Origin of the sequence: Rossellomorea arthrocnemi, assembly GCF_904424705.1 — a bacterium.
In the GTDB taxonomy this organism is placed as follows: Bacteria; Bacillota; Bacilli; order Bacillales; family Bacillaceae_B; genus Rossellomorea; species Rossellomorea arthrocnemi.
On the sequence record NZ_CAJGBF010000001.1, the window covers coordinates 122,513 to 147,379 of the forward strand.

At 44.0% G+C, this 24,867-nt stretch carries 24 protein-coding genes; 6 read left to right on the forward strand and 18 right to left on the reverse strand.

Annotated elements, in window-relative coordinates; translation table 11 throughout:
* Window positions 1-21: 21 nt before the first annotated feature.
* Both BAA9072_RS00610 and BAA9072_RS00615 read right to left on the reverse strand, forming a co-directional pair.
* Window positions 22-579, reverse strand: coding sequence for a hypothetical protein (locus tag BAA9072_RS00610; protein ID WP_201712756.1), 558 nt, complete (start codon window positions 577-579; stop codon window positions 22-24).
* A gap of 142 nt (window positions 580-721) precedes the next feature.
* Window positions 722-1,618, reverse strand: a complete 897-nt coding sequence (locus BAA9072_RS00615; protein WP_330999250.1) for an STAS domain-containing protein — start codon at window positions 1,616-1,618, stop codon at window positions 722-724.
* 365 nt (window positions 1,619-1,983) lie between these two features.
* Here BAA9072_RS00615 and asnB point away from each other — a divergent pair, with 365 nt between their 5' ends.
* The 5 genes from asnB (at window position 1,984) to BAA9072_RS00640 (ending at window position 8,793) form a co-directional block, all read left to right on the forward strand.
* Window positions 1,984-3,807 (forward strand): asparagine synthase (glutamine-hydrolyzing), encoded by a 1,824-nt coding sequence (gene asnB / locus BAA9072_RS00620; protein WP_201712757.1) that lies wholly within the window; start codon window positions 1,984-1,986, stop codon window positions 3,805-3,807.
* Between the two features lie 349 nt (window positions 3,808-4,156).
* Window positions 4,157-5,839 carry an alpha/beta hydrolase family protein gene (locus BAA9072_RS00625; RefSeq protein WP_201712758.1) on the forward strand — a complete coding sequence of 561 codons (1,683 nt, stop codon included), beginning with the start codon at window positions 4,157-4,159 and terminating at the stop codon, window positions 5,837-5,839.
* Between the two features lie 595 nt (window positions 5,840-6,434).
* Window positions 6,435-7,547: a YibE/F family protein gene (locus BAA9072_RS00630; RefSeq protein WP_201713169.1), complete on the forward strand. Its 1,113-nt coding sequence runs from the start codon at window positions 6,435-6,437 to the stop codon at window positions 7,545-7,547.
* Window positions 7,544-8,344: a YibE/F family protein gene (locus tag BAA9072_RS00635; RefSeq protein ID WP_201712759.1), complete on the forward strand. Its 801-nt coding sequence runs from the start codon at window positions 7,544-7,546 to the stop codon at window positions 8,342-8,344. The genes BAA9072_RS00630 and BAA9072_RS00635 overlap by 4 nt, the downstream gene beginning before the upstream one ends.
* A gap of 245 nt (window positions 8,345-8,589) precedes the next feature.
* Window positions 8,590-8,793, forward strand: coding sequence for an IDEAL domain-containing protein (locus tag BAA9072_RS00640; RefSeq protein ID WP_201712760.1), 204 nt, complete (start codon window positions 8,590-8,592; stop codon window positions 8,791-8,793).
* Between the two features lie 307 nt (window positions 8,794-9,100).
* Here BAA9072_RS00640 and BAA9072_RS00645 read toward each other — a convergent pair whose 3' ends face one another.
* The 3 genes from BAA9072_RS00645 to BAA9072_RS00655 all read right to left on the reverse strand — a co-directional run bounded on the left by BAA9072_RS00645 (window position 9,101) and on the right by BAA9072_RS00655 (window position 13,828).
* Window positions 9,101-10,879: an ABC transporter ATP-binding protein gene (locus tag BAA9072_RS00645; protein WP_201712761.1), complete on the reverse strand. Its 1,779-nt coding sequence runs from the start codon at window positions 10,877-10,879 to the stop codon at window positions 9,101-9,103.
* A complete protein-coding gene (locus BAA9072_RS00650; protein ID WP_201712762.1) occupies window positions 10,876-12,615 on the reverse strand; it encodes an ABC transporter ATP-binding protein in 1,740 nt (579 codons plus the stop codon). The genes BAA9072_RS00645 and BAA9072_RS00650 overlap by 4 nt, the downstream gene beginning before the upstream one ends.
* 196 nt (window positions 12,616-12,811) lie before the next feature.
* Entirely contained in the window at window positions 12,812-13,828 is a 1,017-nt protein-coding gene (locus BAA9072_RS00655) for a C45 family autoproteolytic acyltransferase/hydolase (protein WP_201712763.1), read from the reverse strand.
* Window positions 13,829-13,999: 171 nt separating this feature from the next.
* On the opposite strand from BAA9072_RS00655, the gene BAA9072_RS00660 reads away from it, so the two are divergent.
* Window positions 14,000-14,794, forward strand: a complete 795-nt coding sequence (locus BAA9072_RS00660) for a sporulation protein (protein ID WP_201712764.1) — start codon at window positions 14,000-14,002, stop codon at window positions 14,792-14,794.
* Window positions 14,795-14,860: 66 nt separating this feature from the next.
* Here the strand turns inward: BAA9072_RS00660 and BAA9072_RS00665 are convergent, their stop codons facing one another.
* The 13 genes from BAA9072_RS00665 to BAA9072_RS00725 form a co-directional block, all read right to left on the reverse strand.
* A complete protein-coding gene (locus tag BAA9072_RS00665; RefSeq protein WP_201712765.1) occupies window positions 14,861-15,193 on the reverse strand; it encodes an IDEAL domain-containing protein in 333 nt (110 codons plus the stop codon).
* Between the two features lie 58 nt (window positions 15,194-15,251).
* The gene (locus BAA9072_RS00670; protein ID WP_201712766.1) at window positions 15,252-15,668 is read right to left on the reverse strand and encodes an Rrf2 family transcriptional regulator; all 417 of its coding nucleotides are present in this window, start codon (window positions 15,666-15,668) and stop codon (window positions 15,252-15,254) included.
* Window positions 15,669-15,742: 74 nt separating this feature from the next.
* Window positions 15,743-16,138 carry a transcriptional regulator SpxA gene (spxA, locus tag BAA9072_RS00675; RefSeq protein ID WP_201712767.1) on the reverse strand — a complete coding sequence of 132 codons (396 nt, stop codon included), beginning with the start codon at window positions 16,136-16,138 and terminating at the stop codon, window positions 15,743-15,745.
* Between the two features lie 309 nt (window positions 16,139-16,447).
* Window positions 16,448-16,732 carry a DUF3784 domain-containing protein gene (locus BAA9072_RS00680; protein ID WP_201712768.1) on the reverse strand — a complete coding sequence of 95 codons (285 nt, stop codon included), beginning with the start codon at window positions 16,730-16,732 and terminating at the stop codon, window positions 16,448-16,450.
* A 165-nt stretch (window positions 16,733-16,897) separates the two neighbouring features.
* A complete protein-coding gene (locus BAA9072_RS00685; RefSeq protein WP_201712769.1) occupies window positions 16,898-17,698 on the reverse strand; it encodes a DUF817 domain-containing protein in 801 nt (266 codons plus the stop codon).
* Window positions 17,695-17,925: a helix-turn-helix domain-containing protein gene (locus BAA9072_RS00690; protein WP_201712770.1), complete on the reverse strand. Its 231-nt coding sequence runs from the start codon at window positions 17,923-17,925 to the stop codon at window positions 17,695-17,697. The genes BAA9072_RS00685 and BAA9072_RS00690 overlap by 4 nt, the downstream gene beginning before the upstream one ends.
* Before the next feature lie 9 nt (window positions 17,926-17,934).
* Complete coding sequence (locus BAA9072_RS00695) at window positions 17,935-18,408, reverse strand: DUF2975 domain-containing protein (protein ID WP_201712771.1); 474 nt, start codon at window positions 18,406-18,408, stop codon at window positions 17,935-17,937.
* Between the two features lie 240 nt (window positions 18,409-18,648).
* Entirely contained in the window at window positions 18,649-19,842 is a 1,194-nt protein-coding gene (locus BAA9072_RS00700; protein WP_201712772.1) for an MFS transporter, read from the reverse strand.
* A 12-nt stretch (window positions 19,843-19,854) separates the two neighbouring features.
* A complete protein-coding gene (locus tag BAA9072_RS00705) occupies window positions 19,855-20,274 on the reverse strand; it encodes a MarR family winged helix-turn-helix transcriptional regulator (protein WP_201712773.1) in 420 nt (139 codons plus the stop codon).
* A gap of 463 nt (window positions 20,275-20,737) precedes the next feature.
* Entirely contained in the window at window positions 20,738-21,568 is an 831-nt protein-coding gene (locus BAA9072_RS00710) for a glycerophosphodiester phosphodiesterase (protein WP_201712774.1), read from the reverse strand.
* Between the two features lie 384 nt (window positions 21,569-21,952).
* On the reverse strand, window positions 21,953-23,251 hold the full coding sequence (locus tag BAA9072_RS00715; protein ID WP_201713170.1) for a histidine--tRNA ligase: 1,299 nt from the start codon (window positions 23,249-23,251) through the stop codon (window positions 21,953-21,955).
* A gap of 263 nt (window positions 23,252-23,514) precedes the next feature.
* Window positions 23,515-24,120, reverse strand: coding sequence for a GNAT family N-acetyltransferase (locus tag BAA9072_RS00720; RefSeq protein ID WP_201712775.1), 606 nt, complete (start codon window positions 24,118-24,120; stop codon window positions 23,515-23,517).
* Window positions 24,121-24,269: 149 nt separating this feature from the next.
* The gene (locus BAA9072_RS00725) at window positions 24,270-24,827 is read right to left on the reverse strand and encodes a DEAD/DEAH box helicase family protein (protein WP_201712776.1); all 558 of its coding nucleotides are present in this window, start codon (window positions 24,825-24,827) and stop codon (window positions 24,270-24,272) included.
* Window positions 24,828-24,867: the final 40 nt, after the last annotated feature.

Here is a 24,867-nt window from a genome sequence, read left to right on the forward strand (position 1 = left end):
ACAGGCAGACATTTCAGTGTGTTATTTCTTACTCAACCAAAATTCCATGACTTTCTCATTTGCGGAAGGGTAGATCAGATTATTCACCTGACGTTCTGTCAGATAACATTCTGTCACCCAATCAGGGAGGGAATCACTTTTTTCCTTCCATAAACGGGTTCGCTCCAGGGCATCCTCGACACGCATTTTCACCCAGGCACCCCGTATCATATTTTCCATGTCCGCGGCTTCTTCCACCAACGGATGAATGGACTGGTTATAGTAAGGGATGCCGTCGCCCAGGTGACTTATGTTCCTTACCCAAATGACACTTTCTCTTGGCAAAAAACCGATGTTCCGGTTCTCTGTCTCAAGCTGTCTGCCTTCTTCTAAATAGCAGAAGCATCCGGACAGCTCCCTGTTTGCATGACTTGGCAGGATTATTTCTGTTGTGTAAACCTGCTGACCCGTTTGGAAGAGATTTTTCACCACCCGGTTGATAAAGACCGGATTACTCCCTTCATCCTCCCTACAGTCAGATTCAGGTGTTCCACATTTAAATCCATGATGATGATAGCGGATGATTTTTACGAATTGCATGGTGCCCCTCCTTCTATGGTGAATTTCATAAGGGACCATTTTACCAAACTCACTCTATAATGGGGTTATTTCCCTATATAGAGTGTTTTCAAACAATGAAGGCACAAATAGTTGAAAACGAGGGGGAAGTTTCCCCTCGCTTCTATTCGTTCCTCTCGCCCTGCTCGTTCAACGCTCGTTCAAGCGTTGAGGTAACTGAAATGTTTTCAAATGAAATACCTAACTGAATCGCTGTTTGGGCAATTTCCGGACGTATCCCGGAAATGGTACTCTTTACCCCGATTAAACTCAGGCTTTCGATAATCTGAAATAATTGATGGGCGACCATTGTATCCACCATGATAACGCCGGATAAATCTATGAAAAGGTGCTCGATATCCTTACCGACACACTCTGCCAGCGTATTCTCCAGGATGTATCTTGCCCTTCCCGTATCGATGTCCCCGATCAAAGGCAGGACGCCGGTTTTTTTATTCAACAGAATGACCGGTGAGCTCAATTCTCTAATCATTTCCTGCTGTGCATTCAAACGTCTCTGGGAATACTCATAATTTTCTTCTGCAAATTCTGAAATGACGAGGCTGAACGTCTTAATGATTAAATCCCTTAACGACTCGATTTTTTCAGATGAATATTCGCTGCCATGCAAACGGATGAATTCCTTTACTATTTCTAAGTATTGATCTTGTGTCCTGAAAAATTCCCTTAAAATATAATGTATGGGGGTTTGCAAGTGTTCTTCATCCTTGGCAATTTCCTCAATCCACAGCTCGAAGTTACGTAATGTATCCTGACCAACATCCTTAAAAAGGTGACAAAAACGTTCGTGAAACCCGTGATTTTGTTCCTTTAACCTTTGAATCTCTTCGGGATCCCTGGAAGAATATACACCTGCCGGATCACTTTTATCCAAGGATTCGTACCATTTCTCCGTCAGCTGCCATGTACGTTCGCTTATGAATTCATAAAATTTTTCCGATACCTGCATAATCGACCTGCTTTCTATAAGACTAGATAATGTGAGCCGTTCTTCAACCACCGCTGATACCACCTCATTGGTCCGTTGTAAAGCGATTTATAGAGAGGCTTATAAAAATAATGTACTATGTCCCGGATATAAATGAAAGAAAAAAATCCTGCATCGATATTCCCTTCAGCCTCAACTTTTCCGCCCTCTTCATTTTAAGTCAAAGGACATGAATATTTGGGAGTTCATTGGAAGGGAATGACGACTATTTACATTTTTTCTCAAAAACCAACCGCAATTCTTTGACGTTCTCTAAAGAAGAGATTTACCATTTAACGTGACCCCCTTAAAGGGAGCCATAAGACGAAAAGATTAAAACCCATTTCGTGGCTGAGCGCTCACCATGAATGCACTTAAAGAAAGAAGGCGTATTGAATATGTGTGGAATTGCAGGCTGGATTGATTGGTCAAGAGACCTTACAGATGAAAATCAGACATTGAAGAACATGACCGATGCCATTGAACATCGGGGACCTGATGCACAAGGAAGCTGGCTCCGTGGTCATGCTGCACTCGGGCATAGAAGACTGATTGTCATCGATCCCGATGGCGGTACGCAGCCCATGCTCTATCAGAAGGAAGAGAAAACCATAGCATTAACTTATAATGGGGAGCTCTATAACTATCTGGAGCTTCGTAATGAACTCATCGAGAAGAGTCACCGATTTACGACAAACTCCGATACAGAGGTGCTTTTACATGCCTATCTGGAATGGGGCGAGGATTGCGTCAAACATTTCAACGGCATCTTTGCATTCGGGATATGGGATGAACGAAAGGAAAGACTCATGCTCGGGCGTGACCATTTAGGAGTAAAGCCATTATTCTATACAGTAAAGGATGATTTGGTCCTGTTCGGATCAGAAATCAAAGCACTCCTTGCGCATCCGGATGTTCAGGCAGAAATCGATACAGAAGGTCTATCCGAAGTATTCGGCCTCGGTCCGATGAAAACACCTGGAAAAGCCATTTTTAAAAACATACATGAAGTACGGGCAGGACATTACATGACCTTCACCAAAAATAATCGAAAGAACGTCCAATATTGGAAACTGGAGAGCAAGGAGCATACCGATGATGTGGAAACCACAGTTAAAACCATTCGTGGACTGCTCGAGGACACGGTCAAACGACAATTGATCGCTGATAGACCGCTCGTATCTATGCTCTCAGGCGGCCTCGATTCCAGTGGACTGACAGCCATAGCGGGAAAAGAGTTCAAGGAGGAAAATAAGGTACTTCCTACGTATTCTATTGATTTCGTGAACAATGAAGAAAGCTTCAAGGAAGACTTCCTAAGACGGGACCTGGATGAACCATGGGTGAAGCGCGTGTCTGAACATGTCGGTACGGATCACACCTCCATCGTCTTTGATGCGAAGAAACTTGTGGATAATCTTCTCACTCCCATGAGAGCACGTGATTTGCCTGGTGTGGGTGAAATTGAGACTTCTCTCTACTTATTATTTAAAGAAATGAAAAAGGATGCAACAGTGGCTTTGTCAGGAGAGTCTGCCGATGAAGTATTCTCCGGATACCCCTGGTTCCATCAGCAGGAATTCCTCGATGCCGATGTCTTCCCGTGGCTATTGAATATCGGGGGGATTGCCGGTATTCTAAAGAAAGAGCTGAAGGATAAACTGAACATCGAGGATTATCAAAAGGAACGCTATCAAGAAGCACTTGCAGAGCTTCCAAAATTAGAGGGAGAGAGTGATGTTGAAGCGAAACAAAGGCGGATGTCTTATATGTTCATCACCCGCTTCCTTCCATTTATGCTTGACCGGAAAGACAGGGCAAGTATGATGACCGGCTTCGAGGTGCGCGTTCCGTTCTGTGATTACCGATTGGTTGAATATCTGTGGAACATCCCGTTCGAAATGAAGAATATCGACGACATCGAAAAGGGAATTCTCCGCCGGGCATTTGCAGGATATCTCCCTGATGATGTACGGAATAGAAGAAAGAGTGCATATCCAAGTACGAAAGATGATGCATACCTCACTGGGGTCCAGAAGTGGATGATCTTGATATTGGACAATCCTGCATCACCAATTGTTGAGTTAATTGATGTTGAGGCTGTGAGGAAAATTGCAGAAGGAAAAAGCAGCCTATCAGATTCCAGTGCAAAGGGATTATTGGATTATCTGATTCAGGTGAACGGCTGGTTGGAAGAATACGAAATCAAGATTACCATGTAAACGAAGAGACAGGGGGATTCCCCTGTCCTTTTTTGTCAAGGATCCCCTAAATGACTCTGTCCCAGGTCGAATACTAGTATTATTTATCAATTTCCGGGGAAATAGTTGTAGAAGAATGTATCATCATTGCCCGGGGATTGTATAATTATTGCCGCATTTAGCTATCCATTTCGGTGGATTCCACGTGATTTATCCTCTCTTTTTTATATCTTGCCTCCTCTGTCAAATAGTGGAATAATATTCCTATAAGGAGGAATGACCTATCCAAACACCAACACCTGAAGTAGAACACTACTTCCACACAATAGAAATCAGTACTTTTGATGTCAACGAAACCGGCGATAAGCTTGTGTTCAGTACCAATCTGAACGGAGAATACAATCTATGGGCCATGGATCTTCCCCACCAGTTTCCCTATCCACTGACGACCGTTAACCAGAAAAGCAGCCTCGTTCATATCGTCCGGGATCACATTATTGCAACCTTCGATAAGGATGGCGATGAAAATCATCAGCTTCATTACCTGCCCCAATATGGCGGAATCCCTATTCCCTTCCATGAGAAGGAAACAGGTTTTACCTGCTACCATGCCTGCCTTACTGGGAATCATACAGTCTACTATTCTGCGAACCATGAAAACCCTCTATTAAACATTTACAAAATGGATTTACCATCCGGGAACACCTCCCTGGTTCAAAAAGGAGGCGAGGCCCCGATCGTAGTGGTGGCCGCTGCTTCTGCAGACGAAACTTATGTATTCACGGAGACCTACTCCAACACCCATGTGGCTGCCTTTTATCAGTCTGCCATCGGGAAGATATCATTGGTCCCCGATCCCACTCTGCCTCATACGATACATGCCGCCCTATTTGCGGGGAATACAGTGTATTTCACGACCAACTATGGAGAAGAGTTTTCTTACTTAGCTTCGTTTAACCTATCAACCCATGAATTTCAACCAGTATTCAAATTAGAAAAAGAAGAAATCACCTCCATCCAATTTAGTGAGGATTCAAACCGCCTATTCCTCTCTTCGGAAAAAGGCGTGAGGGATCATCTTTATGAATATGATCTATCGACAACCGAACGAAAGACCCTTGGGATCCCATGCGATATAATCAAAAAGATGAGGGTCATGCAGGACGGGACCCTATATATATTAGGAATTTCCGCTGACAAAACCGATGCGATTTTCAAAAGGGAAACAAACGGTGAATGGCTACAGATGACCAATTCCCAAGTACTTGGCATACCAGATGGAAACATGATCAAACCGGAAATCGTCCATTTTGAAAGTACGGATGGACTTGGAATTGAAGCTCTGCTCTTTAAACCCCAGAAGGCAAATGGTTATACGATTCTATGGCCGCATGGCGGTCCCCAAAAGGCTGAGCGCATGAAATACAGACCGCTGTTTCAATTCCTCGTCCAAAGCGGCTACACCCTCTTCGCCCCCAACTTCAGGGGCAGCAAAGGCTACGGCGCATCTTTCGAGAAGATGGTGGAACGAAACTGGGGGGACGGACCTCGCTTCGACTGTGTGGCAGGGATGGATTGGTTATTTGAGAACGGAAGCGCAGAAAAAGGGAAAGTCATAGCCATGGGTGGAAGCTACGGCGGTTATATGAGCCTGCTTCTTGCTGGACGTCATCCCGAGTACTTCTGTGGGATTGTCGACATCTTCGGAATATCGAATCTATTCACTTTCCTGAAAAACGTCCCGGCAAGCTGGAGACCGCTGATGCATCAAATGGTGGGAAATCCGGAAAGAGATCATGACAAGCTCGTCAGGGACTCTCCCATTACTTATGTGGATGGGATGAACTCACCTATGTTCATCATTCATGGAAAGAATGATCCACGAGTGAAAATCGAGGAGTCAGAATGCATCGTCGATCACTTGAAAAGGGAAGGAATTGATGTGGAGTTTCTAATGTTTGAAGATGAAGGACATGGGTTCTCGAAGAAGCGGAATGAGATGAATGCCTACAGGGAGATTCGAAGCTTTGTGGATAGGCTGACAAGGGAATGAACGTAAAGACTCACTTGTCCTGGAGCTTTGACAAAGGATAATGGGAATCTCATAAATTGTGTATCAGCCCTATTAATCAATGCCATTTTTGTATGATCACTTTTTACATTTCCCTCTTGCTATGAAACCCGTTTCATACAGTATCCTGAAATAGAAGGTGAGCGATCACTTTCAAAAGGATTGGCGTAACGCATTAAATGCGGCGTGACAACCTTACCACGAAGAGGCTGAGACAAACGTGTTTAAGTCCAATAAAAAATCCGAACGATCACTCGAAATTCTTTTAGGAAAATCGATTTCGTTTGGATTTTTATTATTTTGTATAAAGCATACTTAGTGTATAGCTGATGATTGTAGTACAAGACCTCGATCTCTATGCCCTTGAAGACAAGAGGAGGCTCGCCTTCCGCCCGTGGAAAGCGAATTCTTACACGGAAATCAATAGCGATGAACAACAAATAATTCGCCCCTCCCCGCCTTTGCGTAATTCATTACAGTATGGAATAATTAATACGATTTAATTGAACTACATGCGGGGGATCTAGACGCACCTCGAAATACCTGCTTCGGCGCTGGGGGATTATTTTTGTTTGCAATGAAAAAATACAAGTCGCTACTATTAATTACTTTATTGGCAGTATGTGTGTTCGTCTCTTTATACTTCGTCACTCACAATCAAGAACTATATGATCGCCCGATTGCAGAAGTGACAAACTCCGAGATAGTAGAAACGACAGATATGGAAGATATAACCGGAAATAAGGACCGGATATACATACAACAGATGGAAGCCGTAATGAAAAACGGGAAACACAAAGGGGAAACCATCCTCTTATCAAATAAGTACTCCATGTCTGGTGCGAACGATCAACATTATCAACCAGGGAACGAATTATTTGTATCTATTGATGCAGGGAAAAAAGCGGATAAAGCATTAAAGGGACATATAGAAGATGTGAAGCGGGATCAATATCTCATGATCATGACCTGGGCCTTTATCCTTTTCCTATTGATTGTAGGAAAAAAGCAGGGCTTATTCTCCTTGATCACCCTGGGTGTAAACGCCCTCATTCTCTCGTATGCATTGGATGTTTATCTGAATTCAGAGAATGTAAGTCTGTTATTGGCCTGCAGTGTAGGGGTGATCGCATTCACCCTCGTCTCCCTCTTATTCGTGAATGGATTTAATGAGAAGACTTATGCAGCGGTGGTGGCTACTTTAATCGGAACGTTCATGACGCTCCTTATAAGCTACATGGCCATCCGTTTCACTGCCGGGGACGGACTCAGGTATGAGGAGATGCAGTATCTCACCCGTCCTTATCAATTGGTATTCATGGCCGGAATCCTGGTGGGATGCCTGGGAGCCGTGATGGATGTCACGATCACTCTATCGTCCTCCATTTTTGGACTATTTGAGAAGAATCCCGACATCTCTACCAAAGCGCTCCGAAAATCGGGATTTGATATTGGAAAGGATATCATGGGGACGATGACCAACATTCTGTTCTTCGTCTATATTAGCGGGGCGATCCCCATGCTCATTCTTTATTTTAAAAATGCATCACCACTCGGGTTCACCCTTTCCATGAATCTTTCACTTGAAATGACCAGGGCCCTCACAGGTGGAATTGGGATTGTACTTGCGATCCCCATTGGCATCTATACGGCCATCTACTTCGTAAACCGGAAGAGGGTGAGGACATGACGGTTCAAGTGTGGCTTGCGATCATCCTTTTCGTCCTGATGGTCGGGGTAGGAGGAAAGAAAGGGGCAAGATCCTTTGTAGCATTATTCCTGAATACGGGGGTAGTCCTCCTCACGATCATCATGATGAATGATCCGAATTTGAATCCGATCATTCTGACATTAGTCGCATGTATCTTAATCAGCTGCATATCTCTGTTTTATATCAGTGAAATCAACATCAAGACTGTTACTGCCTTCCTTTCGACCATCATTACGACCGGGGCTTTGATTTTCTTCATTTTGGAGCTGACTGACGCCGCTATGATCCAGGGATTCAGCGAGGAAGAAACCGAAGAAATCGGAGCATTCTCTCTGTATGTCGGAGTGGATTTTGTGAAGATCGGAGCCTCCATGATCATCATGAGTACAATCGGGGCGATCATCGACGTATCAATATCCATTTCATCACCAATGAGGGAAATCGCCTATCACAATCCGGCAATCAGCAGGAAGGATTTATTCACTTCCGGGCTCAGGCTGGGAAGGGATATCCTCGGGACCAGTACCAATACACTGTTCTTCGCCTTCTTCGGTGGGTACATGGGGCTCCTGATCTGGTTCAAGGACTTATCCTATTCCATCGGGGAAATCGTCAATTCCAAAGTATTCACTTCAGAAATGATCTTCATCGGCTCAGCAGGACTCGGTGTCGCCCTTGCCATCCCCGTCACCTCAGCTATCACGGCTTATTACTTGCTGAAAACGGGACAAAAGGACATGGCCGCTGTCCCGGATGAATCCCCTGAAGACCAATGAAAAGGTCCGTCCCCCGAAAACCAGGGACGGACCTTTCCTAATAAGTCGGGTGCCAGTGCATTTAAAAATGTTGCGAGCTTTCATCAGACAACTGATCCCTGAAGGTATCAGTCCCTGCCGGTAATGCCTTTGTAAAGTCGCTCTATTAGCATCTTGGAAGATTGCAAAAAATTTTCTGATAGAAAATGTTTGAATATTCTATAAATGGTTAGTATAATAGAAAAAAGGTCAAGGAGCTGATTTTCATGAAGAAGTATTTGCTAAACTCACCACAGTCTGATGTAAATCACATGGATTCACTATTTGCAGAAATGATATTGGACGAGGCACTGCTTACATTTCGGAAAGAGCAAATCGCACAAGAGATTGACCAGGCATTACGCAAACGCAATAAGGATGACTTCCTGCGTTTGACAGATATACTAAACCAGATTCAGAATGTGGGATAATATATTTCTACAATAAACCAGGACAATTCTTTTGCCTGTCCAGGCAGAAGGATTGTCCTTTTTACGTTATTTAAGGGTGTCTACCAATCACCCTGACTGCTAGAGGCACCTATTTTAGCTTATTTGGAGCTGGTTCTAACTCCTTTTCGATTCTTCACATTATATATGGTGTTCATAGAAGATCTATCTCCGTTTAAGTCATATACAGGAATCGAATAGTAACAGAACCATGCCGGTTAAATAGCTTTCAATCCATAATTTAAATATTCATTCATGTCGAATATTCTTTATTGATATACATTTTTCTTCACGAAACATAATCAACCGTACCACCGCCAATTTCCGCTTCTCTCCCAAACAGTCTGGAATAGACGCCTGTTTGATTCTGCAGGAGATCCACATGCTTCCCTTGTTCTACGATCCGGCCATCCTCAAGGACAACAATCCTATCGGCAGAAAGAACCGTGGATAACCTGTGGGAAACGATGATGATGGTTTGATTCTTCCCGGCTCGGAGGACGGCTTCGTTTATCTTGGTTTCCGTGATGGGATCAAGGGCCGAGCTTGCTTCATCGAGAATCAGAATCGGAGCGTCCTTTAAAAGTGCCCTTGCCAGGGACAGACGCTGCTTCTGCCCTCCAGACAGCAGACTCCCTCTTTCACCTACCGGGGTGTCGAGTCCTTCCGGCAAAGTTTCGATGAGATCACCCAGTCCACTGTCTTCAAGGGCTTTCAAGAGTTCCTCATCCGTTGCATCCCATTTTCCGATCCTGAGGTTATCAGCGAGCGTTCCACTCCTGAGCATGACATCCTGAGTGACAATGGCCATCTGTGAACGAAGCCAAGTTGTATCCCACTCCCGGATATCGCGGCCATCGACTTCAATCCGGCCTACTCCCGTATCGTAAAGTTTGAACAATAGATCGACAATCGTGGATTTCCCCGATCCGCTCGGGCCCACCAATGCCCATTTCTCACCGGCACCTATGGAAAATGATACACCTTTTAATACATTTTCTTCTTTACCCGGATATGAAAACGCAACGTCCTTAAGTTGGATGTGGCCGCTTGCCCGCCCGCTTTGAATGCCTTCTGACACCTCGGCTTCAGACACTTCCTCAGCAAGCAACATTTCAGAACGGTCCAATGCCGGACCTGTTCTCCTGACAGATAGCCAGTTGCGGAGCAGCTTCTGCATTTCATTCGCCGCAATGGTCACCAGTCCCCCGGCCGTCAACATCTGTCCGCTTGTCAGTCCCTGATTCCAGATCAACAACGTACTGATTAAATAGACGAGTCCAAGGGCAAATCCATTATAGCTTGCGATTACCACGACGGATTGCATCCTCGCTTTTAACTCTTTGACCGAGTGCTTCACGAAGTTGTCCCGGATGGACATGACGCTGTCCACTTCACTGTCCGACACCCCCATGATCCGGGACAGATGGATCCCCGTCACGGATTCTCTCAATCTTTCAAGATATCTGGACGCTTCTCTCCGGGCATCCGCTGAAGCCGACCGGGTCCTTGCCCCTACAAAATTAGAAGTCCAGTAAAAAATCACGCCAAGGACGACGCTCGTAATCATCAAATAAGGATGAATCCACAAAAGCACCAGGCTGTAAATGAATACCCCCTGCACGCTTGCCATGAAGGTCGACCCTTCCCATGCCAGAAAATTGTGGAGTGTATCCGGATCATCAGACACCCTCGCAAGCATCTCTCCAGTGGAATTATGATGATAAAACGAATATGGGACAATTTGCAAATGACGGAACAGGCGCAGCTTCTGCCAATTTGTCACGGTCTTTGCAGTTTGATGACAGAAATATTCGTCAATGACCATCATGACTAAATCAAGGACCGCTGATAAAATCAAGAGCCACATCAATCCCCATAGCCAATTATGGTTTTCGTTCGGGATAATGGTATCCACCAGCCAGCTGAGGGCAAGAGTGGGTATCAGAGCTGAGAACACCTGGCTGATTGCGATGACGATGGAGTCAGCAATGACCCATTTTTTATAAGGACGGAGAAAGCTTAGTACTCTTCTACCATCACGATTCTTTACTTGAGCCGCCGTCATCCGATCATCTCCCTTTCAAGCTCGCTGTATTGAGCTCTGTATAATTCATAATACTTACCTTGCTTTTGCAAGAGCTCCTCATGGGTCCCTTTTTCCGCTATGACTCCTTGATCGAGAAGGATGATCACATCGGCGTTTCTCACGGTCACGAGACGGTGTGCGATGGTAATCGTTGTCCTGCCGGGGATCAGTTTCTCTAAAGATTCCTGTACTCGTTCTTCTGTTTCCCCGTCAAGCGAGGAAGTTGCTTCATCGAAGATCAGGACAGGTGGCTGTCTCAGAATCGCACGGGCCATAGCCACCCGCTGCCTTTGACCACCGGAAAGCTTCAATCCCCGTTCACCGACGACTGTTTCATATCCCTCATCCAAGGACTCAATCAACTCCTTCAAGCCAGCCGCTTCCACGGCTTGATTCAATTCCTCTGTTGTCGCATCAGGTTTTCCGTACAACAAATTCTGCCGGAGTGTACTATTTAAAAGGAACGTTTCCTGAGAAACAACACCAACCTGTTGACGGAAGCTGTTCCGGTTATAGCTGAACAGATTCTTATCATCGATGAATACGGAGCCCTCCTGTGGTTCATAGAGCCCAAGCAGGAGCTGTACCAGGGTACTTTTACCTCCTCCACTCGTCCCCACAATCCCGATGTGATTCCCCTGTTCAAGGGATAGGGAAACGCCTTTCAAGACCTGTTTGTCATTTCCCGGATATGAAAACCATAGATTCTCTAAGTCTATCTTCCCTTCAACCGTGCCAAAAGAAGGGAGTTCCTCCTTGTGTTCTTCCGGCAGATCAAAGTATTCATAGATTCGCTGCAAGGCAGGTATCGCCTGCTGTATCGTCAGGGCATGCTCCGCCATAGAACGTACCGGCAGAAACATGATCGGGATAAAGCTCAGGCACGCAACAAGGGTACCAACCGTAATTGTCCCGTCCCAGATTGCCCATCCACCAATCAGCATTACCACGCCTGGTGCTGCGATATTAAAAAGATTCCCGAGGCGCCAATTCACTTTCCCGATAAGTGCCGCCCGAATTGAGAACTGCTTCCAATCACTCAGCTTCTTCTCCTGAGTAACCACTTCCACATCCTGCGTCTGATAGGTTCTCACCAACCTGACACTTTCAATGCTTTCCTGCAGGTGTTGATACATATCTGCACTCATTTCACGCTGGGTCGCGCTCATCTTCCGCATCTTTTTTCCCAGCGTAAAGGAAGGTACGACGTAAATAGCGAAGACAGCGAACATCACAATCGCGGCTGGCCAGAATAAAACGAACACAGTGGAAAAAGCCGCAATCGCCCCCACCACCTGCTGCAGAATACGAGGAACCACCGTATTGTTCAGGTTTTGAATCGATTCCACATCATGAGTCAAACGGAAGAGCATATCTCCCCTCGGCGTCTTTGAGAAAAACGACATCGGTGTCCGGTGCAGCTTTCGGAACGCCCGGATCTGCATATCTGTGATGACGTCAAGTCCGATCTTCACCTGCACATATTCCTGCATTGTCTCGAACAAGGACTTACCCAGGTATGCACCGAGAATTCCCCCTACGACCCACACTAAGAAATTCAAATCTCCCCCGACGATGACGTCATCGACCAACCGCTTTACGAGTATCGATGGCACGATGGTAAAGAGACCGCCTATGACGGAAAACACAAGTGCCACCAATAGTTTTCTCCAATAGGGTTTAAAATGGTTTAACGTTGTTTTTAATAAGTTCATGTTGACCCCCCTCACAAAATTCTATTTTATACCAATCACATGAAATATTCACTATAATTTGAATTGAGTTAATCGTCCATATAATTTAGTATATTCTGCCTCTTAGGTTGCATCTTCGGCCATTGGGGAGAAAGGATCCTAAGACTTTGGGATGAAAAAAAGATGAGCCCGTTGTAAATTGGGATCATCTTTTGGGCTAAGTTACAATAATACCGCTTAACTTCTTTTCACAAATGTCTTCACCATTTGCCCACTCCTGAACATCCACGTCCAGAACCTGCTTACTTCCTGCGATGGTTGTGAGGATCCTTGCCTCTTGATAAGAATACGAAAAAGTGTGTAGGGTGCCGAATAAATTCTCGTAATCCGTGAAGAAAACAGGTGAATCCATGTTTTTGAAATGTTGGAACATTTGATGATGGGACAGTTGTTTATCTTTTAAACTCAGTAAATGCTTATTGCGTTGGAGAGAACCTTCAATAGACCGGCGATTATTCCTTTTTAAATGATCGTCCTGAAAATGGTTCACGCACGACAAGAATGAATCTCCATACCTGACCCTCACCTTATCGGGACTCGCTTCGACTTCAGCCATGTTACCATTTCGGTCACCTAAAGAGAAATTATAACAGGCAGAATGAGGAATTTCCTTCAGCATGGCAACTGCTTCTTTAAGGGAAGAGCACGTATCCAAGATCATCCTTATCGCAGCCCACGGAGAGACTCCTTTTCTGTAGCCATGATGACTGACGAAGTGCAAACCTGCAACCAGGCCTTGCTCATTTACACCATCATGCCTCCCCAAGACTTGAAGATTATACCCGGCTGAGGCAAAAGCGTGATCCGGTTGAACCAGACTAAAAACCCCATCATATAGAGCAGGAGAAAAATCGTAATTCCTCACATAATAATCCTTTGTAAGTAGTGAGGAACATCCCATCGATTCCGTCTTTGGTACATCATAACCGCTGAACAAAGCCGATGCCCTCGTCTCTGATATCCCACTCCCCTGTGCCAGTCCGTCTAATTCTTCCAGTAAATGAGGTGCAAAAGTGGAATAGATCGATTTCATGTTAGGAAGATCAATCTCCTGTTTCGTAATGGACTCCAAAGTGTTTACGAATGTGGTATTTCTCAGCTTTACACCTGTTTCTAAGCCGATGTGATAAGAGCTGCCTCTTATTTGAAATATACTTACATAGAAATTAGACATGTTGAAATCCCCCTGATGCCATCATAGACTTCCTATTACCACATTACCTGTCATTTTTTGCTTGAATTGGACCGCTATAAGATTGTCCTCGTTTCTAATCGGTGGAGGTATTCCCCCATAATCTCTTCCAGTTGTGCTACGATGAGAATAAGAAGAAAGGGGATGACTCTCATGTCCATATTCAATAGAGTGATCGCAAGTATCGGAGTCGGCTCTGCGACTGTCGATACGAAGGTGAAGAGTGCATATATCCAACAAGGGGAAATGCTCGAGGGAGTTGTAGAGATAAAAGGCGGGAATACAGATCAGTTAATCGATTCGATCAATCTGAAACTGATGACGATGTACGGCCATGAAGGTGGAGATCGACTGTCACCTGCCGTTGTGGAAGTCCACCAGCTCAATGAACCCTTTACTATTTCAAAGGGAGAAAAGAAGCACATCCCGTTCTCATTTCAGGTGCCCCTCTATACACCGATTACTATGATTCATCCAGAAACACAGAAGAATGTACCACCAGTCTGGATCGAGACAGGAGTGGATATCAAGAATGCCATTGATCCGAAAGACAGGGATTATGTATCCGTTGATCCCACCACCGTTCATGAAAACATCGTGGATGCCATCAAGGTCATCGGCTTTAAATTTCATCAAATGGAGAGTCAGAATACTCCGGTATGGATCAAAACGAACCGTCCATTCGTGCAGCAATACGAATTTAAACCAACATACGGCAAATACAACCGAAAGCTCGACGAACTCGAAGTCTATATCCTTCAGGGCGATCATGAAACAACCATCTACTTCGAAATCGATACCCGCAGCAAGGGATCGCTGGCTGCCTTGAAAGAAAAGTTCAACCTGGATGAACACAGAGGAAACGTGACCCTTGACAACCAGGAGATCCTGCTTAAGAGAAGCCGTGTGAGTGATGTATTTGAAGAGATTATTGATGAGGTTCTTTAACTGAGACTTGATGGCAAAACACCAAAAAGCTGAAGAATCGGCCTCTTCAGCTTTCCAGCAATATATTCATTTTACACCCTCGACCAATTTCCTTATGGAGTTCAATTTTGCAGTCAACTCAAGGAACCACTCTTCATCTCCTGTTTCCAGGGCAAGATCGATTAAGTATTGAATTTGTTCTTTATTTTTGACATGTGCTTCTGGTATTTTGTTTACCTGTCTGTTCAACAGTGGAAGACTTTTCCCTTCGATGGTCTTATTGTCACTGGTCACGATTTTCGCTTTTACGCCTTCTCCCTGGATGTCAAGATTCTCTATATAGCCGATGACCAGTTCTCCAGAAAGTAGCCTCCCTTTGATCCAATCTCCAATTTTTAATATAGACGGCTGGTTTGACAAATGATTCACCTTCTAAACTGTAATATTATTTGTTACATTTATTCAAAAAGAAAGCCTTCTATGCTTTCTCTTGATTGATCATCTCGACAATGTCTTTAATGGAGTAGTATTTTAAGTAATCCCCCAGCTTTTCTTCAGCACCGAGAAAAATCTGAAATAGAACATTCTTCATATTTGCGCCTACAAGACATTTTTCATTTGTAGCCGTGCATTTTGGCTGCAGTGCGCCTTCTGATGTGATCTTATAAATATCCCACAGATTAATGTCACTCAAGTCCCTGGCAAAGATGAATCCTCCGCCCGTCCCTTCTTTTGAGGCGATGATTCCCTGCTTTTTCAAAAGACTTAGGACTTTGCGAATCCGGACCGGATGGACTCCGGCACTTTCTGAAATGGCATCGCTTGTTGACATGCGGTCTGCCTGCAGGGCCAGATACGTTAAACTGTGGATGGCTAATGTAAAGTTGCTATTCATGGCCTGCCTCCTTCACGGATGTTACTGTAATAGTAACTTTTACAGTTTACACTGTCAAGAATCCCGTTCAACAGCTAATTGGCAAGTTTTTGCAGTTCATTATATGAGTAGGCTCTCACTTTTCTCGGAAGGAAACTGCGAATTTCATCATCGTTATAGCCGACCTGCAATCTTTTTTCATCCAGCATGATGGGTCTCTTCAGCATAAGGGGGTTCTCCCTGATCAATGTATATAAATCCTGGAGTGGCAACGAATCAATGTCTACCTTTAATTCCCGGTACGCCTTAGATTGTTTTGATATTATATCTTCTGTTCCATTTTCCGTCAGACGAAGGATTGATTTGATCTCATCCGGCGTCAACGGCTCTGTCTGCATATTCCGCTCCACGTATTCGATTGAATGTTCCTCAAGCCACGCTCTCGCTTTGCGGCAGGACGTACAGCTTGGTGTCAGAAATAAATTGACCATGTATTTACACACTCCTTTTAAATGTAATAAAAAAAGTAACAGTTTTAACGTTAATAAATGCATCCGTTATTCTGGATACACTGTAATAATAATATTTACAGTTAAGATTGTCAACCATCATTTTATAAAACCAGTAAATTTCCCTATAGAAAAAGGTTACATTTGATAGTCGTCCGCTAAAGGCCCATATGAGAAAGGAAATAGTCAAGTCTCCTCCTGGCGCCACCACGGAGAAAGATAATCATTTCCCCCTCCCCTTTTCTTAGCCAAATACCTTCTGCCCATTGATCATGACATACTTTCCTTTCATCAATCCATTAGCCTCCTGTTAATGAATGCATACACGGCAGATAAAAGAACGAACATGACCACCACAAAGATGGTTCCCTCATGGGCATAATCGATCAGGCTATTGATGATCACGATCAACCCTAATGGAAGAAAAAATACAAGCCCCGTTACGGTTCCTAACAAAGACTTATTCCTGATCATCTTTTCATTGAAACCTGCGAGCAGCCATGTTTGCTTTTTCACACCTACTAAGTATGAAACCAACAAAAGAGCGATTCCGATGGTAAGCAGTCCGTAGTTCATTTTGATCCCTCCGTAATAATTATGAAATTTCTTCATTACATGTACGTATTAATTTGAACAAGGTTCCAAATTACTCCTTATGAAAGGCTAAAAAAATCAAAAAGACAGGTTCCCCGGAGCTTTTCCTTATAGAGAAAATTCAACCAGGCAACCTGTTCTTTAAAGTCAATATCCGTTAGTAAGTGTCTTCGTCCCTGCTCGAACGGGGCCCTTCCCCTTTACCCTCTTCAACGTCGCCACAATCAGAAAGCTGACGATCACAAGAAGAAGCCATGAGCTGACCTTACCAAGATGAACAAGGCTCCAGGCATCGGCCTGGTTCGGGTATTCCCAGGCACCGAAGAACGTTGCAATGTTTTCAGCGATCCAGATAAAAAAGCCGATGAGGACAAACGAAAGGGCAAGTGGCATTCGATAGTATGTTCCCCCGACCACATATACGACCCATGTTTTCCAAAAGACGATGATGACAAGGCCCGACAGCCACCAGCGGATGTCGATCCAAAAATGATGGGTGAAGAAATTCAAATAAATCGCAGCGGCAAGGAGAACGACTGACAAAAAAGGCGGCCACTGAATCAGTTCAACCTTCAGCCTCCTCCACGCCTGGCACAGATAACTTGCTACACTTGCGTACATGAATCCACTGTATAAAGGGACTCCGAACAGTTTGGAGTAGCCTTCTCCCGGATAAGACCACGATCCCATATGAACCTTGAACAGTTCAAGTGCGAGTCCAATCAAATGGAAGAGGGTGATGACCTTGAGTTCATCCCGGGTTTCAAGACCTGATTTCACCATTGCCCACTGCATAAAAAGACAGATGAGAAGCAGCCAGTCATATCTTGGCAGGATTGGAAGGGGAATGATCTGCGTCAACGCCAAAGAAGCAAAGATGACAACAGGAAACAAGCAGGACAAAGCCTGCTCCCATCCGAAACGAAGGAGCTGTTTGATCGCCATCATAATCCTGATTCCTTTGCATCTTCTTCACGCTGATATTCCAGCAGGTCCCCCGGTTGACAATCAAGGGCTTTGCAAATCGCCTCTAATGTGGATAACCGTACCGCCTTAGCCTTTCCATTTTTCAGGATTGAAAGGTTCGCCATCGTGATTCCCACCTTTTCTGAAAGCTCCGTCACACTCATTTTCCGTTTCGCAATCATTACATCAATATTGATTATAATCGCCATATTCTCACCTCAGACCGTTAAATCATTTTCAAATTTGATTTCAATGGCATTGTTTAATAGCTTTTGGAGAACGGCCGCAAAGATGGCGATCACCGCTGAACCGAATAGGAAGGTCATGCCGATTACGATGACACCGGGAGCGTCGTCCACCTCCGCCAACGTATAAAAGAGCGGCATGCCAGCCACATAGAAGAGACTGATCGTAATGGCACATTTTTTGATCGTCTTCAAAGCCTTGACCGATGATCCTGAAAACGCGTTTTTTTGGTCAATTAACCTTAACAGTTTAAACGCCTGGAACAACGCTGCGTAAAAGGGGACTGCCGATGCGTATATGATGACAAGCATTCCATAAACCACATAGGCAAGCTTCCATCCTGCCGCTTCCATTGCCAACGTAGGCAACCCGAATAGGCATAAAGCGGCAATGGGAGTCCCGATCAGAAAAAGCGCAATCTTTAAAAGAAGTGTTTCCCGTTTCATCTATAGCACCTCACTTGATAATATACTATGAATTTACCATGATATTTATTGATTAACAATAAATATTTATCAATTTTATAGATTTTTTTATTGAAAACGGTAAATAGCCGTTTGAGGGACGGACCTTTTTGAGAGGTGGAATTATGGAGTGTGCATGCCTTTTAGAGGTCCGTCCCTCAAAAAAATGGAGTCCGGCCAAACGGCCGGACTCCATTTAAGAAAGAATTATATTATTAATGACTATTCATGCGCCAGGATTGTGCGCGATTGTTTTCTTTCCTGAACATAATAAAGGACTAGTGTTGCGGCAACCAGGATCCCCATGATCATGTACAGTGACCGGTATCCCGTCAAGGGAATCAGAAATCCAAGAGCATACGGTCCAAATCCGAGGCCGGCATCCAGGGAAATATAATAAGTAGATGTTGCCAGACCCACTCGTTCAGGGGGCACTGCCTTTACAGCTATCGCCTGGGTGACGGATTGCATGTTTCCGAACCCGAGGCCGATCAGAACACCTGAAAGAAGCAGAATCAAGGTGTTACCAGCCGCGCTTAGCAGGAACAGGCCGGCAGCGAAAAGAACAAAGGCCGGTAGCATGACGGCCTTTGCCCCTTTTGCATCCATCAGTCTCCCTGTGAAAGGGCGTGATACAAGAATCGCTACGGCATAGACGACAAAGAACAAGCTGGCAGCTTCCACTAGGTCGATATCGATCGCGTAGAAATTAATGAACGACAAAACACTTGAATATGCCAGGGACACGAACAGTACAACCAGTGCAATAGGAAGTGCCTTTGGTTCGATAAAGCTTGCCAGGTTGAGTCGTTCTTTCTTCACCCTTCCATTTACTGGTTTCTTCACGACTGGAATCTTCACAAATAGACTAATCACATAGCTGATGACCCCAAGTGCAAGGCAAAAGACGAATATCGTATTGAAACTTGCATGTTGACTTAAGAAGAGACCGAAGAATGGGCCAACAGCTGTTGCTAATGTGATGCTCATACTGTAATAGCCGATCCCTTCTCCTTTTCGGCTCTGGGGTATGATTTCTGCTACGATCGTTCCTGTAGCCGTACTGACCATTCCAAGTGCCACACCGTGAAGAAAACGGGTAAGAAGTAAGAAACTGATGCCTCCCTCTACGAAATACAGGCATGAGGTGGCAATGAACGCAATCATGCCTACAAACAACATTTTTTTATTCCCGATGGTCGTGATCATCCTGCCGAGGAAAAGGCGCCCAATCAGGGTCCCGATGATAAAGATACCGGTCACAAGTCCCGCCTGACTCTCCGACGCCCCGAATTCATCCACGGCATATACGGCCATTGTGACAAGCAATAAATAAAAGATTAAATAAATAAAAAAATTGGCGATAGACATGAGGGAAAAATCCTTCGTCCAAAGCTTCGGTTCTGACTGACTCATCTGAAAGACTCCTTATCTGTTCATATTCTCCTTGATCTGATTCATCATTCCGATCATCTCCAGTTGCTTCTCTTCGCTGATTCCTTCCATGATAGACTGCTCAAAAAGGTCGATGGTCTTCCTGGCACTCTCATAAACTTCGATCCCCGCTTCAGTAAGCTGCATCCGCTTTTCTCGTCGATCCTTTCCCGGAATCCGTTCAATATATCCCGCTTCCTCCAATTGATGGACCGTCCTCGTAATCGTCGGTTTCTCTACACTTTGATAATGAGAGATTTCCACATTGGATGCAGGTCCGTTATGGTAGAGGTTATATAGAATCGTCCACTGGGCCCTGTGCAGACCGTGTTCATTCAGCTGAACGTTCAATTGATTTTCAAATGGCCTGTAGAGCCTGATCAACTCCTGAAAAAATTGTTGTGCCGATTTCATTTGGTCGTTCCTCCTTCGTATATGGTTAACTCAGGTAATGGTTATCTTGGGTAACTATTTTAGTTTAGCAGATTATTAGGCGGATGTCGAGAATGGGGAATGTGGAGATTTAGCTGGGGGGAATTCTCTTCATTAAGAGACAAAAAAAGAAACCTTCTTCGTAAGACGTAGGTTAACTTGGACGAACCAAGTCAGAGCTATAATACGAAAAGGTTTGTCAGGTTAGTTTGGTCAGAAGGTGAAGAAATAAACACGTTTTTTTGAAATCCAGCCATATTTTATACTGATTCTGTCCGGATTCAACATAATTAATCATTCTTGTTGAATTTTATGAGAGGAGATTTTTTAGGATTGGTGTAGTTTTAAGGAGGGCAATCGCATTTCCGCTAATACTGTATAAACCTGTCTTTTTTCAAAGAGTTGTAAAAAAGGAGCAGCATCCGCCACTCCTCTTTTACAAAAATTAGTTTCTAGGGTCCACATAATCGGGATAATCCGTAATGATCGCGTCCACGTCCATATTGAATAGAAAATCTGCCGATTCGTGACTGCGCACTGTCCATGATCCGATTTTCATATCAAGGGAATGAACATCTTCCACTACTTGCTGTGTGACGATTCCATAGCTTGGATTGAACCATTCGGCATACGTGGAGACCTCTTTTAACACTTCGGGTGTGGCTTGCGCCTGGCTCCACGCCAACACTCCGACTGGAACTTTTGGAAGCAGTTTATCCATCTTTCTCATAGAGTCAAAATGAAAGGATTGAAGAATAATTTTTTCGTTTTGCGGTGTATCGAGGTGACGTTCCTTTAATGTATCAGCAACTTGTTCTTCGATACCAGGATAAAGTTCAGGAGACTTCATTTCGATTAAGATCCCCACTTTTCCATGATAGCGATCCAGCACTTCTTCAAAAGTAGGGATCTCTTCTCCTGAAAATTGTTCGCCTTTCCAGCTCCCTGCATCAAGACTCTTCATTTGCTCGAGTGTTAAGTCCCCCACTTTTCCCGTGCCGTCGGTTGTGCGATCCACTGATGTATCATGGATGACGACCAATTCACCATCTTTGCTTCGTTGAACATCGATTTCAACATAATCCGCCTTCATATTGACTGCGAGATCATAGCTTGCAATCGTATTTTCAGGTGCATAGGCTGCCGCCCCGCGGTGCGCAATATTCTCTACCTGCTTTTCCTCACCTGCTGTCGGTTCTTCTGCAAACGCCTGGCTGAACGGACTCAATAACAATGAAACCGCAATTCCTGTACCGATTAATAATCTTTTGTTCATGTTCTTCATCTCCTATCCCGAATATATGTTTCTACTTTATTGTAGGAAAGGGATGTTGAGTTAATATGTTGATAGTTAAAACATTTATAAAGGTTACGTTAATAGAATTCGACCTTTTTTCTTAGGGATTTTTACAAAAGATTGGGAAACTAGTAGATTTATAGTCTGTTGTGCTTATTTAATGTCAAAATAGTTACTAAAAACTCGAACGGAAGCAGGAATCATGCCTGTTTGTACAACTTTCAAGCCTTATATCCAATATTCATGCAGGATTCAAAATTATCATGCGGGAAATTACATTATCCTGCGGGATTGGAAAAAATCAAGCAGCTGTGTCGAATTATCTTTAGTGGAGGACAGTTGACCTATCCTCCATGTACCATCTCATTCCCGGGACAACGTGCCCATGTCCCACAATGATTCCTCACCAGTCTCCATGTTCTTCACTTTATACTGATTTTTCTTCACCTCATCCTCGCCAATAATAATCACATTCCGGACCTTTTCTTTGTTTGCTTTTTCAAGGAGTCTGCCTAATTTCCGATTGCTCATCTCAAGTTCGACTGTTTCACCTTTTTTCCTTAAATCACTGGCTAGTCGGAGAGCTTCCTTCTGTGTCCCGAGTGAGATAACATAATAATCCACTCGGGAAGCAGAGTTCACTCGTTTTCGGGAAGCCTTGATCGCTGCATAAATGACATCCAATCCAAGGGATATGCCGACAGTCGAGATCGTTTCATCTGTTCCAAGAAGACCTCCAATAGCATTATCATAACGCCCACCGCTCCCGATACTTGAAGTGATCGATCGGTCCGTTAAGAATATTTCATAGATTGTCCCTGTGTAGATTTCCAAACCTCTTGCCAAAAACGGATTAAACACACATTGCTCTTTGATATCCAGGAAATCAAGATAGAGTGCGAGTTCTTTTATTTCCCTTAATCCTTCCCTGAGGTTTGGATTTGGATTTTCTTTGGAATACGATTCGAAATAATCAAAGCTGGCATTGTTTCCATCTGTTAAAAATTGTTCAATGGCGCTTCTGGTTGAGACTGTTATCTTAAGTTCTTCAAGTTCTGCCACAACCGCTTTAACTCCGACCTTTTCAAGTTTATCCAGAATCAGGACTGCCCGGTTGAGATTGTCCGGCTCAAGACCGAACACTTCAAGCATCCCGGTCAGAAGTTTTCGATTATTGTATTGGATCGTTACATTCATTTCGAGCTTACCGAATGCATCCAGTGCCATCATCATCAGCTCTGCTTCCGCCACCTGGGAATCGACGCCCACAATATCCACGTCACACTGAGTGAATTCCCGGAACCTCCCGGCCTTAATAGGTCCGTCCCTGAATACTTTCCCGATTTCATAACGTTTGAAGGGCAGGCTGATGGCAGGGTTCATTGCAACTACCTTGGCAAAGGGAATCGTCAGATCATATCGCAGGGCGAGATCTCTTTCCCCCCTGTCCGTTAAGGTGTACATCTCTTCAAGGATTTCAGCCCCTCCAGCATATTTCGACGAAAGAAGCTCAGTGTAATTCAAGATAGGGGTTTCAAGGGGCTTGCAACCGTATTGGATAAATACATCCTCCAGTGTTCTTCTGACTTCCCTTCTGATCACTTCCGCCTCCGGTAAATAATCCTGAGTCCCTTTAACATTTTGATAATCCATTTTCTTCATTTTCATCTTTCTTCTCCTCCTTTTTTGTATAAAAAAAGAACCGCACTTGATATAAGCGAATAACTTAATCAAATGCGGTTCTATGAGAAATAACCTTCCTATTTACGATTATTAAAAATCGGATAGCAAGGTTACTTGATATGATGATGGAATTGTGTGAATGAATGTTGTTGGTTAATGAGTATCATTTTTATCCACCTCTTATTTTCAATTACATTATCACATGAGAAGGATGATTTCAATGCAAGGATCGGTTCCTGCCATCACTGCCGTTCAATATTTCGATCCCTCAAAGCGAATCCTTCCTTTATAGAAGGCCACTCCTCATCAATGATCGAGTAAACAACGGCATTTCTGACATATCCCCCTGATAGGATCCTTTCTTTCCTCAATACTCCCTCTTTTACAGCACCTATTCTTTCAATCGCTTTCTGGGAACGGAGATTTCGTTCATCCGTTTTAAGCTGAACCCGCATCATTCCTAAAGTTTCAAAACAATAACGGAGGATCAGAAACTTACAATTGGAATTAACGAATGACCTTTGATAGTCTTTACTGTACCAAGTGGAACCGAGTTCACAAGATTTTTGTGAACGATTGATTTCGAATAATCGGGTAGATCCAATGATCTTATTTTGTTCTTTTAACACCACTGCAAAAGGTAAGGCGGTCTCCTGCTCCCGTAACCGGATGGCAGCTGTTACCCATTGCTCCATTTCATCGAGGGTAGTGATTTCCGTCAGCATAAAACGCCATATCTCTGGATGGTTTGCTTCAAGAAGAGCAGCGGAATGCGTAACTTCCAGAGGAATCAATTTTATTTTCTCATTTTCTAATAGTGGCGGGGAGTGAAAGAGATTGGTTTTCATATGTCCTCCTATTTTTCCAATTTATTTTATGAGGTCCGTCCCTCACCGTATTGTATACCATCACGCTCGAGTCCTATGGGATGGGCTAACTCGGCCTTTGATGCTCCGTTAGTGTTAATGGCTCCTGGTTAAAATGCCCGTGGTATGATTTAAAGTTGGAATCTATTAATCATTTTTTCAGCAACCTCTTCCGGACTCATCTTCGTATTATTGATCTTGATATAATTCTCTCTTACTATTTCCCCTTCAACCGAATTCAGACGGAGTTTCTCCAGGGAAGCCAGCAGTCTTCTCTCAGAGTCTTCGACATTTCGCTTGGACGGTTTATGTTGCAGCCTGTTCGATGTCGTATTTCGTTTTAGCCGTACTTCTAAGTCAGACTCCAATTCTACAAAATATACTTCTGCCCCGTTGGACTCGAATATGTTTGTAACCTTCTCAACCCATTTCCAATCCTCTTGCTTATTAAATGCCCACATAAAGGTGAAAATCATCCCGTACTGATCACTTTTTGAAAAAGCTTCAAATATTTCTTCTCTCATCATGCTGCACAGTCTCCACATTTCTTCCGAGAATCCGAAGAATGGTTGCAGCAATTCGATGGTCATATGGTTATGAAATAGTTTCAGTTCTGTTCTTTTTTCTAATTCTTGTCCTACCGTCATTTTCCCGACGGCTTGTGGTCCGAATAGTAAGATGAGTTTCATTGGATTGCCCCCTTTTTTAGTAGTTTTCTAGTAGTTGTGC

Coding starts and splice junctions, on each gene's coding strand:
- BAA9072_RS00610 (WP_201712756.1), bottom strand. CDS start 579: ATGCAATTCGTAAAAATCATCCGCTATCATCATCATGGATTTAAATGT.
- asnB (WP_201712757.1), top strand. CDS start 1,984: ATGTGTGGAATTGCAGGCTGGATTGATTGGTCAAGAGACCTTACAGAT.
- BAA9072_RS00630 (WP_201713169.1), top strand. CDS start 6,435: ATGAAAAAATACAAGTCGCTACTATTAATTACTTTATTGGCAGTATGT.
- BAA9072_RS00635 (WP_201712759.1), top strand. CDS start 7,544: ATGACGGTTCAAGTGTGGCTTGCGATCATCCTTTTCGTCCTGATGGTC.
- BAA9072_RS00640 (WP_201712760.1), top strand. CDS start 8,590: ATGAAGAAGTATTTGCTAAACTCACCACAGTCTGATGTAAATCACATG.
- BAA9072_RS00645 (WP_201712761.1), bottom strand. CDS start 10,879: ATGACGGCGGCTCAAGTAAAGAATCGTGATGGTAGAAGAGTACTAAGC.
- BAA9072_RS00650 (WP_201712762.1), bottom strand. CDS start 12,615: ATGAACTTATTAAAAACAACGTTAAACCATTTTAAACCCTATTGGAGA.
- BAA9072_RS00655 (WP_201712763.1), bottom strand. CDS start 13,828: ATGTCTAATTTCTATGTAAGTATATTTCAAATAAGAGGCAGCTCTTAT.
- BAA9072_RS00660 (WP_201712764.1), top strand. CDS start 14,000: ATGTCCATATTCAATAGAGTGATCGCAAGTATCGGAGTCGGCTCTGCG.
- BAA9072_RS00670 (WP_201712766.1), bottom strand. CDS start 15,668: ATGAATAGCAACTTTACATTAGCCATCCACAGTTTAACGTATCTGGCC.
- spxA (WP_201712767.1), bottom strand. CDS start 16,138: ATGGTCAATTTATTTCTGACACCAAGCTGTACGTCCTGCCGCAAAGCG.
- BAA9072_RS00680 (WP_201712768.1), bottom strand. CDS start 16,732: ATGAACTACGGACTGCTTACCATCGGAATCGCTCTTTTGTTGGTTTCA.
- BAA9072_RS00685 (WP_201712769.1), bottom strand. CDS start 17,698: ATGATGGCGATCAAACAGCTCCTTCGTTTCGGATGGGAGCAGGCTTTG.
- BAA9072_RS00690 (WP_201712770.1), bottom strand. CDS start 17,925: ATGGCGATTATAATCAATATTGATGTAATGATTGCGAAACGGAAAATG.
- BAA9072_RS00695 (WP_201712771.1), bottom strand. CDS start 18,408: ATGAAACGGGAAACACTTCTTTTAAAGATTGCGCTTTTTCTGATCGGG.
- BAA9072_RS00700 (WP_201712772.1), bottom strand. CDS start 19,842: ATGAGTCAGTCAGAACCGAAGCTTTGGACGAAGGATTTTTCCCTCATG.
- BAA9072_RS00705 (WP_201712773.1), bottom strand. CDS start 20,274: ATGAAATCGGCACAACAATTTTTTCAGGAGTTGATCAGGCTCTACAGG.
- BAA9072_RS00710 (WP_201712774.1), bottom strand. CDS start 21,568: ATGAACAAAAGATTATTAATCGGTACAGGAATTGCGGTTTCATTGTTA.
- BAA9072_RS00715 (WP_201713170.1), bottom strand. CDS start 23,251: ATGAAGAAAATGGATTATCAAAATGTTAAAGGGACTCAGGATTATTTA.
- BAA9072_RS00720 (WP_201712775.1), bottom strand. CDS start 24,120: ATGAAAACCAATCTCTTTCACTCCCCGCCACTATTAGAAAATGAGAAA.
- BAA9072_RS00725 (WP_201712776.1), bottom strand. CDS start 24,827: ATGAAACTCATCTTACTATTCGGACCACAAGCCGTCGGGAAAATGACG.